Genomic DNA, 13659 nt, shown 5'->3' on the forward strand with positions numbered 1-13659 from the left:
TCTTGTTTTTGTTGTGGAGGAAAGCTGTTGCCGTGAGGTTGCTGCTCAGCCGAGGTCGCCGCCCCCTACCGGCAGGGTCACGCCGGTGATGTACGAAGCCTCGTCAGAGGCAAGGAACAAAATGGCGCCCACCTGCTCGTCGATGCTGCCGTAGCGGTGCATCAGGCTACTGTCGAGGGTCTGGTCGACGATCTGCTGGTACCAGCGTTTTTCCTGCTCGCTCTGCTCGGCGCTGTTACGCGGCACGCGCCGGGGCGGTGCTTCGGTGCCGCCGGGCGCGGTGGCGTTGACGCGGATGCCGCGGCCGGCGGTTTCAAAGGCCAGGCACGCGGTCAGCGCGTTGACGCCACCTTTGGCCGCGCCATAGGGCACACGGTTGACGCCACGGGTGGCGATGGACGAGACGTTGACGATGGCGCCGCTGCCGCGTTCGAGCATGTACGGCAGCGCGGCATGGCAGCACCACAGGGTCGGGAACAGCGAGCGGCGCACTTCGGCTTCGATCTGCTCGACTTCGTAGTGCTCGAAAGGCTTGGCCCAGATAGTGCCACCAACGTTGTTGACCAGGATGTCCAGGCGGCCGAAGGCTTGGACCGCACTGGCCATGACTCGGGCGCAGTCAGCGTGTTGCTCCAGGTCGGCAGTGAGGGTGAGCATGCCCTCGCCGGCCAGTTCGTGGACCAGCTCGGAACGGTCTACCGCGACCACTTGCGCGCCCTCGGCCTTGAGCCGCCAACACACACCCCGGCCGATGCCTTGAGCGGCACCGGTGACCAGGGCGACCTTGCCTTGGAATCTATTGTTCATATCCATCTCTCCGGTTCACCACGATCCCTGTGGGAGCGGGTTTACCCGCGAATGCGTCCGACAAGACATAACCGCTGTACCGGCCGGCCTCTTCGCGGGTAAACCCGCTCCTACAGGGGGCAGTGTTGTGTTCGGGGTAAAGGAGTCAGGCCGCCGCCGCGAACTTCTCGTAGTAGAAGTTGGCCGGGGTAATGCCCTGCTCACGCACGTACTGGCTGACCGCTTCTACCATCGGTGGCGGCCCGCACAGGTACACGTCCACATCGCCGTCATTGAGGTGGCGTGGCTCGATGTGCTGAGTCACGTAACCCTTCTGCGGGTACTGGCTGTCCGGGTTGGCCACGCAGGCGCTGTAGGTGAAGTTGGGGATGCGCGACGCCAGCGCTTGCAGGCGGTCGAGTTCGACCAGGTCGAAGTCGTTGGTCACGCCATAGATCAAGTGCAGCGGATGCTCGCTGCCCTGCTCGGCGATCCTCTCCAGCATTGCAGTGAACGGTGCCAGCCCGGTCCCTCCCGCCAGCAGCAACAGCGGGCGCTGGATTGGCCGCAGGTAAAAGCTGCCCAGCGGCCCGGCCAGGCTCATGTTGTCGCCGGCCTTGGCCAGGTTGGTGAGGAAGCTGCTCATCAGCCCGCCCGGCACGTTGCGAATCAGGAAGCTGACTTCGCCGTCCTTCTGCAGTGAGCTGAACGAGTAGGCGCGGCTTTGCTCGCTGCCCGGCACCTTGAGGTTGACGTACTGCCCCGGCAGGAATGCCAGGCGGCTGAGGGCCTCGCCCTTGATGGACAGGGCAATGGTACTGGCCGACAGTTGGCGCACATCGCTGATGGCCGCCTCGAAACTGGCTTGCTCGGTCTTGCACAGCTGCGACGAAGCCGGAATGCGGATCACGCAGTCGCTTTCGGCGCGCATCTGGCACGTCAGCACGTAGCCTTCGGCGATTTCGTCTTCGCTCAGGGCGTCTTCGATGAAGTTGTCGCCCAGGTCATAGCGCCCGGATTCGGCCTTGCATTTGCAGGTGCCGCAAGCACCGTCGCGGCAGTCCAGCGGAATATTGATGCCCTGGCGATAGGCGGCATCGGCCACGGTCTCGTGGCCGCTTGCCTCGATGAAACGGGTAACGCCGTCTTCGAAATTCAGTGCGATCTGGTAGCTCATGTTGCACCTCGCGGGCGAGCCGGCCCACGGCGCGTCGCAGGACGCACCGGGCAGTGCTCGCAAAACCTTGTGTCAGATGTGGTAGATGTCGATGACCTGACGCACGTAGTCGTTTTTCAGCACCACCTTCTTGGCCTTGATCAGCGGCTGTTCGCCGCGCAGGTCGAGGGTGTAGAAACTGGTGCCGAAATAACTGTCAGTGGTCTTGTAGCGGAAGCTCAGGGTGTGCCAGTTGAAACGCACCTGGCAGCTGCCCTCGCCCTGTTCGACGATCTCGATGTTGCTGATGTTGTGCGAGGTGCGGGTGTCGGGCACGGTCGCGCTGGAGCGTTCGGTCTTGATGCGGAACACCCGGTCTTCCAGGCCACCCCGGTTGCCGTACCAGATCAGCGAGATTTCGCTCTGTGGGTCTTCGGTCAGGGTATCGTCATCATCCCAGCTGGGCATCCAGAAGGTGGCGTCGCTGGCGTACAGCTCCAGCCACTGGTCCCACTGGGCGTCGTCCAGGTAGCGCGCTTCGCGGTAGAGAAAGTCGCGCACGGTTTCATACAGGCTCATTGCACGGCCTCCACGGGGATCAGTTGCTGTTCGTCCTTGAGGGCCTGGATCATGGTGTCCTGCCAGTACTTGTGCTGCAGCACGAACAGGCCTTCGTCCTCGGTGCGCACGCCGGACAATAGCGGTTCGAGTTCGATTTCCTTGGCGGCCTCATCAGCGCCTTCGACCCAATGTTTAGCACCGCGGGACATATCGTTCCAACCGGTGCCGCCGCCGTAGCCGGTCTGGCACGAGCGGAACTCTTCCAGGTCGTCCGGGGTGGCCATGCCGCTGACATTGAAGAAGTCTTCGTACTGGCGGATGCGCTTGGCACGGGCATCGGCACTCTCGCCTTTCGGCGCGATGCAATAGATGGTGATTTCGGTCTTGTTCACCGAAATCGGCCGGGCAACGCGGATCTGCGAGCTGAACTGGTCCATCAGGTAAACGTTGGGGTACAGGCACAGGTTGCGCGAGTTTTCGATCATCCAGTCGGCGCGGGCCTGGCCGAAGTCGGCGGCCAGCTGGTCGCGGCGCTCGTAGGCCGGGCGGTCTTCGGGGTTGGCCCAGCGGGTCCACAGCAGCAGGTGGCCGTGGTCGAAGGAGTAGAAGCCGCCGCCCTGCTTGGCCCAGGAACCGGCGCTCATGGTCTTGATCTCGTCACCCGCTTCGCGCTGCTTGCGCTGGTTCTGGGTAGCGGCGTAGTTCCAGTGCACGGAGCTGACGTGGTAGCCGTCGGCGCCGTTTTCGGCGGTGAGCTTCCAGTTGCCTTCGTAGATGTACGAGCTGGCACCGCGCAGCACTTCCAGACCCTCCGGCGACTGATCGACGATCATGTCGATGATCTTGGCCGACTCGCCCAGGTGTTCCACCAGCGGTTTTACATCGGCGTTCAGGCTGCCGAACAGAAAGCCCCGGTACGACTCGAAGCGCGCCACCTTGGTCAGGTCGTGGGAGCCGTCGCAGTTGAAGCTGTCGGGGTAGCCGGCATTGCTCGGGTCTTTCACCTTCAGCAGCTTGCCGCTGTTGTTGAACGTCCAGCCGTGGAATGGGCAGGTGTAGCTGGAGCGGTTACCGCGCTTGTGCCGGCACAGCATGGCGCCACGGTGGCTGCAGGCATTGAGGAAGGCATTGAGCTCACCGTCCTTGTTGCGCGCGATGAAAATCGGCTGGCGCCCCATGGTCAGGCTGAGGAAGTCGTTCTTTTCGGGGATCTGGCTTTCATGGGCCAGATAGATCCAGTTGCCCTCGAAGATGTGTTTCATCTCCAGGTCGAACAGGCGTGGGTCGGTAAACATCTCGCGCTTGCAGCGGTAGATGCCCTTTTCACGGTCGTCCTCGAGCATGGCATTGAGGTAGTCGAATCCCAGGGACATGGCCAGGGTCTCCATTGTTATTGTTTAGACCTGGTCAGTTTGGGCGCTGGTATTAGGCGGGAGTATCCGGTTTGTGCGCAGTAGTATCCGTTTTGTGCAGGCTTGCACGCGAAGGGGGTGGCGAAGTTCAGCGCCGGTTACGGAAAGTTTCCGAAGGCAATTCACCAAACTGGTGCCGATACACTTCGGAAAAGCGCCCCAGGTGCAGGAAGCCATAATCCAAGGCCAGTTCAGTCACGCTACGCACTGCACAACTGGCATCTCCCAGACAGGCACGCACCTGCTCCAGCTTGCGCTGACGCACATATTGCTTGGGCGTAGTACCAAGATGCCGGTCGAACAACGCATACAACGACCGCAGGCTCATGCACGCCTGCTCTGCCAGCGCCTCGGCTGGCAGCTCAAGTTTGAGGTTGCGATCGATATATTCGATGATCCGATCAAGGCTTACGCCAGGCGATCCCAGGCTTTCGCGGCGGATATTGGTGCTCATCAGGGTCAGCAGCTTGCTGGCGACAATCTGGCTGTAATGGCCCTGCACCCTGGGTAGCGAATCGCTCACTTCCGCTTCATGGCAAACCATCGCCAGCAGGTTCACGAACCCGTCCAGTTCATCCAACCGATAATGGTTGCGCAAGAACCGCACGCCGCCTTCTGGCCGATGCCAGCGCTGTTCATCGCAGATCGAGTCCAGCAAGCGGGTCGGCACCTTGAGGATGAACTTCTCGCAGTCTTCTGAGTAAGTCAGATCAACTGGGTCGTCCGGGTTGATCAGCAGCAGCTCCCCTGGAATCAGGTGCTGTTCGCGCTTGTGCCCGCGCCACAGGCAATTGCCGTTGAGCAGCACTTGCAGGTGGTAAATGGTTTCCAGTGCTGGCGAGGTAACGCGCACGCTGCCACCGTAGCTGATACGACACAAGTCGAGTTCGGCGAACTTGCGGTGGCTGAGGCTGGCCTGAGGGTGGGTGGTACGCGACAGACCGATGCAATGCTGGCCCACATGCTGGTTCACATAATCGGACACAGCATAAGGGTCGGCGTGGTGAAACACGCTACTGCGTTCGCTCAGCAGGCGGCTTTCCATAGGCAAGGCACTCGGTATCGTTATTGTTCTGGTCGCCGCGTCCTACTGCCTTGTGGGCTGTGGTTGCGGTCGTCACGGTCATTCTATCGGGCCGGTTGCGGGTCGCGGGGGCAGGCGACAACCGGTGGATGGGCACACTACAGCAAAAAGGCGGGGGTTGGGCAATGCGGCGATGGGATTGGATGGGCGGATAACGGACAGGCCAGGTGCAGCCTGTGTTCGTTTATCGAACAGTTTCTTCCTGCCGCCCTGCCCACCCCTGGCTACGGGCACGATATTGGCGCGGAGCAACGGCAAACAACTCACGAAACCGCCGATAGAAATGCGGGAAGCTGATGAACCCGCTGGCCACTGCCACCTCGGTCAATGACTTGCTGGTGTGTTGCAACAGTTGGCGCGCATGGGTCAGGCGCAGCTCCAGATAGTAACGCGGTGGTGTGGCCTGCACATGGCGGCGGAACAGCCGCTCCAAGTGCCGGCGAGACAAGCCGGCATGTTCGGCGATTTCGTCGATGCCAATGGGGTCTTCGATATTGGCATGCATCAATTCCAGGGCCAGGCGCACCCCCTTGGGCAGGCTGGGGTCGATTTCCGGGGCGCTGGCAGGTGCGTCGCTCAAGACCCGCGCACGGTCACAGGCCAGCATCTGCTCCACGGCCCGGCGCAAGGGTACGCCACCGCACTGTTCAAGCATTGCCAACATCATGTCCAAGGCACTGCTGGCACCGGCGCAGCTCATATGTCGCCGGTCCAGCACATGGGCCTGGCGGCTGATACGTACTTTGGGGAACAGCTCGTTCATCATCGCTCGGCCATCGGGGTGGAAGGCGCAGTCGTGATCATTGAGCAAGCCAGCCTCGGCCAGGAAGTAAGCGCCGTTCCACAGCCCGCCCAGTTGGCAGCCGTACTGGTCGGCTTGGCGCAACTTGGCACGCAGTTGCGGCGCGGCTTCCAGGCGCACGCGAAAGCCACCACACACCAGCAGGCAGTCAAGGCCGTGCACATCCAGGTCAGCGAGCTGAGTGTTGACCGGCAAGGCGATGCCCAGGTCGCTCATCACCTGGGCGCCCTCACCCACCACCTGAACCTGGAACAACGGCGTGGCGCTCATCAGGTTGGCGGTGACCAGGCTGTCCATCGCAGCTGTGAAGGCCATCATCGAAAAGTGCTCGCGCAGGACGAAGGCCACGCGCTGGCACGGCATTGAAAGCGAAGTGCGGATGGCCGGGGCCAGGTGGGCCAGGTTGGTGCTTTTGAGGATGCTTTCGAAGTGGCTCATGGCTTTAACTCAACTGCGGGAGTTGCATTGGCTTCCACGCGGGCTTGCCCGCGAAGAAGCCAGCAGTGCTGGAACAGGTTACTTGCCGGCCTGGGCCGCTGCGTCGCGTGAGGCTTGCAGCCACTGATCGAACTGCTGGCGGTGGGCGGCAACCCACTGCTTGGCATGGCGCTCGATGTCTTTGGGCTTCTTCTCGCCCTGCTGCATCTTCAGGTTCTGGTTGCTCTCGTCGTCGGTGTTGATCTGCACCAGCGACAGGAACTTCAGCGCCGCCGGGTTCTTTTCGGCAAAGTCCTTGTTCAGCACGGCCACCACCTTGTCGATGGCAAAGCCCAGGTTTTTGCCGTGGTAGGTGGTGTCGACGTCGTTCTTGCCATCAGGCAGGTCGGTCTTCGGCACTTCCAGCCAGACCACATCCTTGCCTTCGACCAGCACGCTGGCGATCCACTGCGGCACCCAGGTGAAATACAGGATCGGCTTGCCTTCCTTGTAACGGGCGATGGTGTCGGCCATCAGCGCAAAGTACGAGCCTTGGTTGACGTTGACACTCTTGTCCAGGTCGTAGGCCTTCATGTGGTGGGAAATCACCAGCTCGCAACCCCAGCCCGGATTGCAACCGGTCATGTCGGCCTTGCCGTCGCCGTCGGTGTCGAACAGTTTGGCGATTTCCGGCTTTTTCAGGTCGGTGATGTACTTGATGTTGTACTGGTCGGCGGTTTTCTTGTCGATCAAGTAGCCCTGGGCGACACCCGGCAGAATGTTGCCGGTCTTGACCATCACATCGTCGCCGCCAGCCTGCTGGTAGAACTTGTCGTGCAGTTTTTCCCACAGGTGCACGGTGAAGTCGGCATCGCCGTTGGCCAAGGCCACCATCATCACGCCGTATTCGGTCTCCTTGGGTTCCTGCACGTTGTAGCCCAGCTCGCGCAGGCCTTCCATGGCCACTTCACCGCGGAAACGCTCTTCGGCGATCGAGGGGAAAATCGGCGTTACCTTCACGCCATCACCCGGTTTGTCCGCCGAAGCGTTTGCGCCCAGCGCAGCGGCCACCAGGGTCAATGCCGTGGCACATTTGAGGATGCTGCGGGTGAATTTGGATTCGTGCATCGTCGCTTACCTTCTTCTGATTTTTATCTTCAAGTGCGGCAGATCGAACGTATCAAGTGTCTTGCTGTGCTCAGGCGGTCTTGCGCCGCCCTTTCACGGGCGCTGCGCCACACAGGCGCATCACCACGCCTGCGGGGCCAGTGTGGTACCAGCGCAGGCTCGGGTCGGCACTGGTGCGGGCGCCCATGGCCTGGGTCAGGCGGTCGAGGAAGATCGCCAGCAGCACCAGCCCCACGCCACCGACCGTGGCCAGGCCCATGTCCAGCCGGCCGATGCCGCGCAGTACCATCTGGCCCAGGCCACCGACCGAAATCATCGAGGCGATGACCACCATCGACAGCGACAGCATCAGGGTCTGGTTGAGGCCAGCCATGATGGTCGAAGTGGCCAGCGGCAGTTGCACGCGGGTCAACATCTGCCGTGGGGTGCAGCCGAAAGCGCGGGCGGCTTCGATCTTGTCTTCCGGCACCTGGCGAATACCCAGGTTGGTCAGGCGCACCAGCGGCGGCAGGGCGAACACGATGGTCACCAGCACGCCAGGTACATTACCGATGCCGAACAGCATCACCACCGGGACCAAGTAAACGAACGCCGGCAGGGTCTGCATGGCATCGAGCAGCGGGCGGATAATGCTTTCCAGGCGGTTGCTGCGGGCGCAGACGATACCCAACGGAATGCCGATGACCGCGCAGAAGAACACCGACGTCAGTACCAGGGCCAGGGTGGTCATCGACTCCGACCACACACCGATCAGGCCGAGCAAGGTCAGGGTGATGAAGCACAGTACCGCCATGCGCTTGCCTGCCAGCTGCCAGCCCAGCAATGACGAAAGGAGGATGCCGATGGTGGGCGGGATGCTCTGCAGGGTGAACTCGATGCCATTGAGCACCTGGTCGATTGGCCAGCGAATGGCGCGGAACACCTCGCGGAAGTTGTGCACCAGAAAGTTCAGGGTCGCGGTGACCCAGTCGCCCAAGGGGATGGTGGCCGCCTGGAACGGGTCAAGCAGGCTGAATTCGGACATGAGGGCTTACCTGTTCTAATAAACGCTACGGGCGCTTCTTGGATTAGTTGCGGCTCAGGGTCTGCAGCAGCTCGTTCTTCGACAGCGTGCCCTTGAAGGCGCCCTGACGGTCGAGCACCGGCACCGGGTACGGCAGGTCGGCAGCAATCCCGAGGACTTCGTGCAGCGGCGTGTCGGTGTACACCGGGCGCTGTTCGTGCAGGCTGTAGCGGTCACTGGCAGTGGCGCCGTTGACGTCGGTGTCGACCACGCCCAGCAACTGCCCGCGCTCGTCGACCAGGTAGCCAAACGGCACGCCGGCCTGGAAGCTCGGCGCCTTGCCATTGACCTTGCACACCACGGCCGGGTCGAACCTGGCCACATCGCCGGCCTTGAGCACCCGCGAGCTGTCGAAGCTCTTGAAGAAAGTACGCACGTAGTCGTTGGCCGGCTGGTTGATCAGGTCTTGTGGGGTGCCGATCTGGACCACGCGGCCACCTTCCATGATCGCAATGCGATGGCCGATGCGGATGGCTTCTTCGATGTCATGGGAAATGAAGATGATGGTGCGTTGTTGCTCAGCCTGCAGGCGGATCAGTTCGCCCTGCATCTCGCTGCGGATCAGCGGGTCGAGTGCGGAAAACGCCTCGTCCATCAGTAAGATCGCCGGGTCGTTGGCTAACGCCCGGGCCAGGCCCACACGCTGCTGCATGCCACCAGACAACTGGTGCGGGTAACTGTTCTCGTGACCGGCCAAGCCAACCTGGCTCAAGGCTTCACGGGCGCGGCTGTGGCGTTCGGCTTCCGGTACACCGGCAATTTCCAGGCCGAAGGCGGTGTTCTCAAGCACGCTCATATGCGGCATCAACGCGAAGGACTGAAACACCATGCCCATTTCCTTGCGGCGCACATCCAGCAAGGCTTTGTCTGAAAGACCGGTAATTTCCTTGCCGTTGAGGTGAATGCTGCCGGAAGTGGGTTCGATCAGGCGGTTGAACAGCCGCACCATGGTCGACTTGCCCGAGCCCGAGAGGCCCATGATGACGAAAATCTCGCCACGCTTGACGGAAAAGCTTGCATCGAACACGCCGACAACGTGGCCGGTCTTGCTGAAGATTTCGTTCTTGTCGGCGCCCTTGCGGAGCATCTCCATGGCCATGTTCGGGTTGGGACCGAACACCTTGAAGATGTTGTTTACCGAAAGAATCTCATCGGCATGGCTCATACGACCCTCTTTATTATGCTTATTAACCAATCAATCAACATCGCACTTTCAATAAGGCGGGTAGCGATCAGTGCGAGTACGCTTGGCAGTCCGTTCAAATTCGAACGTGAGTCAAAACCGGCACGCAGAATGTCCTGCTTCAAAAAGTTATCCGACATCGATGTCTCGAATGTCGCGCCGTGGCGTTAACGTTAGGCCTTGCGCCAGAGGGGGTCCAACGACATTTGCATGGCGCTAACCATTACCTGAAGTTATCAGTCGGGCGCTGAGGCCGTAGGTAGAGCCGCCCGCACATTTACCTGTTGGCGAGGAACAGGCTAGAGTGGCGTGATTGGCTAGATGAAGGACCTCCCCCCTACCCATGGTCAGACACTCCGAACCCGATCAGACGCTGATCAAGATGCCCTCGCTGCGTGCGGTCAAAGTCTTCATCGCCGCCGCCAAGTACCAGAACTTCACCCGTGCCGCCGAGGCGCTGTGCGTCACCCAGGCTGCAGTCAGCCGGCAAATCCGCGAGCTGGAGACCTACCTGGGCGCCGAGTTGTTCACCCGTGTGGGCCGTGCGGTGGAGTTGACCGTGGCCGGTTCGATCTTCTTCGATGCGGTGCAGTTATCGTTCGTCAACATCTCCCAGGCGGCCGAGCGTATCCGCAGCAACACCAATACCAAGCAGGTAGTCACCCTGTGCTGTTCACCGGCCTTTGCCGCCTTGTGGATGGGGCCGCGCATGCCGAAGTTCTTCGCCGAGCACCCGGACATCGACATCAACCTGGTAACCACCCAGAACTTTCTGTCGATGGAGCCCGGGGTGCGCCCGGACATCTACATCACCAAGTTGGGCAAGGTGCAGGCAGGCTATAGCTCGCACCCGCTCAACCATGACGTGATCTACCCAGTGTGCACGCCGCAGTATTTGGCGCAGCACCCGGAGGTAGGAACCCTTAAAGGGTTGCGCGATGGTACCTTGCTGAACCTCAGCCCCTATGGCCGCTCGCAAGTCGCCGAACATGTGGACTGGAATGTGTGGCTGGCCTTCCATGACGTCGACCTGAAAAGCCGCGCCAGTACCGCACCGCATTTCTTCAATGCCAACGACTACAACCTGTTGGTGCAACTGGCCCTTGGCGGCCAGGGCGTGGCGTTGGGCTGGCATCACTTGGTCGAGTCGCTGGTGGCACAGGGGATGCTGGTAAGGCCAGTGGCAGAAGAACTGGTGCTCAAGGACACCTTTCACTTCCTGGCATTCAATGAAGACAAGGAGCATGAGGCCAGCTGCCTGTGCTTGCGGGACTGGTTGCTGGACGAGTTTCAGCCGTTGTTGGAGTCGTTGGGTAATCGGTAACCCTGCGCTTTCGGAAACAGCTTGCAACCAAACCAACCTGCCATCCCGTCACTTTTTCGACACCCAGCACAGTGCTTCTGCTAGAAAGCCCACATGCCTACTCTCTTCGTCACCCACCTGCGCCGCCGCTGGCTCCCCTGGGTGTGCGCCATTCTGCTGGTCATCGGCCTGCCCACCAGCTGCGCCGTGCTGCAGTACAAGGAGCGCGAGCTGGTGTTCCGCATCGAGCCTGGCCAAGCCAGTTGGTTTCGCGGGCTGCCCAGCGGCGTGCAGGAACTCGACCTGCGCCCGCACAGCTTCAGCGATAACCAGAGCCTGCACGCCTGGTGGTGGCCGGCCAAACGCGCCAACGCGCCGGCCATCCTTTACCTACACGGCGTGCGCTGGAACCTTACCGGCCAGTTGTTCCGCATAGAACAGCTGCATGCCATGGGTTATTCGGTGTTGGCCGTGGATTATCGTGGCTTTGGCCGAAGCCGTGGCGACCTACCTTCCGAGGCCACGGTCTACGAAGATGCACGCATTGCCTGGGAGCGCTTCGCCCAGCTGCAGCCAGATGCCGGCAAACGCCTGATCTTCGGCCATTCTTTGGGGGGCGCGGTGGCGGTGGAACTGGCCAGTGAGCTGACACGCGAATCACAGAACAACGGTGCCAGTGTGCCGGCACGCGGGTTAATCCTGGAGTCGACCTTCACTTCACTGGGCGATGTCGCGGCGGCAGTGGCCAATACCTCCTTGCCAGTGCGCTGGTTGATGTCGCAAAAGTTCGACTCGCTGGACAAGATCAAGGGGGTTGGCCTGCCTGTGCTGCTGGTACACGGCCTGGATGACCGATTCGTGCCAGCGCGTTTCAGCCAGCAATTATATGAAGCAGCCCACCAGCCCAAGACATTGCTGCTGGTGCCCGGGGCAACCCATAACAACAGCATGAGCCTGGCCGGGCAGCGCTATAAACGCGCCATACAAGCGCTGCTCTGAAGTTACTGCACCGGCAGAAAGTTCATCAGCAACAGGCTCTGCGCATAATTCAAGCCAATCCGCCGATACCGCTCATCCAGCAGCTCGGCCAGCAAATCCAGCCGCGCGACGATCTTGCCGAACTCCACGGCAAAACTCAGGTTGCTGCCCTCCTCCGAGATTTCGTTGGAGAACAACAGCAGCACCCCATTGGCGTCCTGTCGCTGGCTGAGCATCCACGTCGCCTTTTCGATATTGCGCGCAGCGTTGTTGATGAACAGCGGGTCGATGGTGTCGGTCATGTAGAACTCGGTACGCCCGCCGTGCGCGGTGATCAGCATGCTGCCGATGGCGTAGATGAAGGCGCCGACGCGGTCGCCGCGAAACTCGGGGCTAAGGGCGTAGCTCAATGCCGCCAGGTCGCGGCGGTTGCCCAGTTGCGGCAGCGGCCGGCGCTGCTCGATGGCGATGCGGATCTGGCGCTCGGCAGTGGCGGCGTCGACGTAGCCCGACATCTTCCACTGGTTGGGGTTGCGCAGGTACAGCTTGTTCATCAGCAGGTACAGGCTTTGCAAATTGTCGCGCATCGACAACGTGGCCAGGCGGTCGACGCTGGTCTGGAACAGCTCGCTGGGTTTGCCATTGCCGAACTGGCTGACCATATCGCGGCCCTGTTCCTGCGTGCAGGCACAAAGGCTCGCAAGGGCGCCGGCCAGCAGCAGGCGGGGGAAGAATTTGGGGTGTCTTGCAACCATCGGCACCGGGTCAATATACGGCGGCTGCTCTGGGGATCAGAGCAGCCTGGCCAAGCATAGAGCCCGGAAATTGGAAAAAGTGCGGTGATCAGGAAAGCAGTATCCTGTAAGGGCTCTTCGCGGGTAAACCCGCTTCCACAGGTTCAGCACTAGTTTTGAAAACTGTGCCCCACTTGTGGGAGCGGGTTTACCCGCGAAAAGGCCCGTATAGGAGACACACCCATCACATGGCGTGACGCAACATCTCCACCACCTGCGCATGCAGCGCCGGGTCACCACAGGCTACGACGCAACCACCGTTCTGCGCCGAGCTGCCATCCCAGGCCGTAATGACCCCCCCCGCCCCTTCGATGATCGGCATCAGCGCCTGTACGTCATACGGCTGCAGGCTGGCCTCGACGATCACGTCGACAAAGCCCGAAGCCAGCATGCAGTACGCGTAGCAGTCGCCACCATAACGCATCAGCCGCGCCTTGCCGGCAACGGCCTCGAACGCGGCCTTGCGCTCGGCGGTGTCGAACATGTCTGGCGTGGTGCACATCAGCGTGGCCGAAGCCAGGTCGGCACAGGCACGGGTCTGCAAGGGCGTGCCACTGCGCCAGGCGCCTTCGGGGGTGCCGACAAAGCGCTCGCCGGTGAACGGCTGGTTCATCACCCCAACCACCGGGCGCGTGCCGTCGTTAAGGGCAATCAGCGTGCCCCACAGCGGCAGGCCGGTGATGAAGGCGCGGGTGCCATCGATCGGGTCGAGCACCCAGGTCAGCGGGCTGCTGCCGACGGCCACCCCGGCTTCTTCGCCAAGGATGCCATGCTCGGGGTAACGCGCCTGGATCAACTCGCGCATGGCGTCCTCGGCGGCCTTGTCGGCAACCGTCACCGGGTCGTACAGGCGCCCGCCCTTGTCCTCGACCTCCAGGCTGGCGCGAAAGTACGGCTTGATCGCCACAGCGGCAGCATCGGCCAACCGCTCGGCGAAGGTACGGAATTCGCCGATCTGTTCAGCGCTCAGGGACATGGGGCAGGCCTCGTGA

Annotated in this window: 13 protein-coding genes; 2 read left to right on the forward strand and 11 right to left on the reverse strand. The window is 61.5% G+C overall.

Translation table 11 applies throughout. From position 1 onward, the window contains the following. Positions 1-45: 45 nt before the first annotated feature. From DM807_RS17175 to DM807_RS17215, 9 genes are all read right to left on the reverse strand, one after another. Positions 46-807, reverse strand: coding sequence for a 1,6-dihydroxycyclohexa-2,4-diene-1-carboxylate dehydrogenase (locus tag DM807_RS17175; protein ID WP_012272322.1), 762 nt, complete (start codon positions 805-807; stop codon positions 46-48). A gap of 145 nt (positions 808-952) precedes the next feature. Continuing rightward, positions 953-1963 (reverse strand): benzoate 1,2-dioxygenase electron transfer component BenC, encoded by a 1011-nt coding sequence (benC, locus tag DM807_RS17180; protein WP_012272323.1) that lies wholly within the window; start codon positions 1961-1963, stop codon positions 953-955. 72 nt (positions 1964-2035) lie between these two features. Then, positions 2036-2521 carry a benzoate 1,2-dioxygenase small subunit gene (gene benB / locus DM807_RS17185; RefSeq protein WP_012272324.1) on the reverse strand — a complete coding sequence of 162 codons (486 nt, stop codon included), beginning with the start codon at positions 2519-2521 and terminating at the stop codon, positions 2036-2038. Further along, on the reverse strand, positions 2518-3876 hold the full coding sequence (benA, locus tag DM807_RS17190) for a benzoate 1,2-dioxygenase large subunit (protein ID WP_060493655.1): 1359 nt from the start codon (positions 3874-3876) through the stop codon (positions 2518-2520). Before benA ends, benB begins: the two co-directional genes overlap by 4 nt. Positions 3877-4003: 127 nt before the next feature. Next, positions 4004-4960: an AraC family transcriptional regulator gene (locus DM807_RS17195; protein WP_012272326.1), complete on the reverse strand. Its 957-nt coding sequence runs from the start codon at positions 4958-4960 to the stop codon at positions 4004-4006. Positions 4961-5183: 223 nt separating this feature from the next. Continuing rightward, positions 5184-6239, reverse strand: coding sequence for a GlxA family transcriptional regulator (locus DM807_RS17200; RefSeq protein ID WP_012272327.1), 1056 nt, complete (start codon positions 6237-6239; stop codon positions 5184-5186). A 78-nt stretch (positions 6240-6317) separates the two neighbouring features. Further along, the gene (gene proX / locus DM807_RS17205) at positions 6318-7346 is read right to left on the reverse strand and encodes a glycine betaine/L-proline ABC transporter substrate-binding protein ProX (protein ID WP_060493653.1); all 1029 of its coding nucleotides are present in this window, start codon (positions 7344-7346) and stop codon (positions 6318-6320) included. A 70-nt stretch (positions 7347-7416) separates the two neighbouring features. Then, on the reverse strand, positions 7417-8370 hold the full coding sequence (proW, locus tag DM807_RS17210; protein ID WP_012272329.1) for a glycine betaine/L-proline ABC transporter permease ProW: 954 nt from the start codon (positions 8368-8370) through the stop codon (positions 7417-7419). A gap of 43 nt (positions 8371-8413) precedes the next feature. Further along, a complete protein-coding gene (locus tag DM807_RS17215; protein WP_179027597.1) occupies positions 8414-9574 on the reverse strand; it encodes a quaternary amine ABC transporter ATP-binding protein in 1161 nt (386 codons plus the stop codon). A 361-nt stretch (positions 9575-9935) separates the two neighbouring features. On the opposite strand from DM807_RS17215, the gene DM807_RS17220 reads away from it, so the two are divergent. Next, entirely contained in the window at positions 9936-10916 is a 981-nt protein-coding gene (locus DM807_RS17220; RefSeq protein ID WP_179027598.1) for a LysR substrate-binding domain-containing protein, read from the forward strand. 93 nt (positions 10917-11009) lie between these two features. Then, positions 11010-11894, forward strand: a complete 885-nt coding sequence (locus DM807_RS17225; RefSeq protein ID WP_012272332.1) for an alpha/beta hydrolase — start codon at positions 11010-11012, stop codon at positions 11892-11894. Positions 11895-11896: 2 nt separating this feature from the next. Here the strand turns inward: DM807_RS17225 and DM807_RS17230 are convergent, their stop codons facing one another. Continuing rightward, entirely contained in the window at positions 11897-12628 is a 732-nt protein-coding gene (locus DM807_RS17230) for a hypothetical protein (RefSeq protein ID WP_179027599.1), read from the reverse strand. Between the two features lie 223 nt (positions 12629-12851). After that, positions 12852-13643, reverse strand: coding sequence for a histidinol-phosphatase (gene hisN / locus DM807_RS17235; RefSeq protein ID WP_012272334.1), 792 nt, complete (start codon positions 13641-13643; stop codon positions 12852-12854). Between the last annotated feature and the right edge of the window lie 16 nt (positions 13644-13659).

The organism is Pseudomonas hunanensis (assembly GCF_013393325.1).
Classification (GTDB): domain Bacteria; phylum Pseudomonadota; class Gammaproteobacteria; order Pseudomonadales; family Pseudomonadaceae; genus Aquipseudomonas; species Aquipseudomonas putida_P.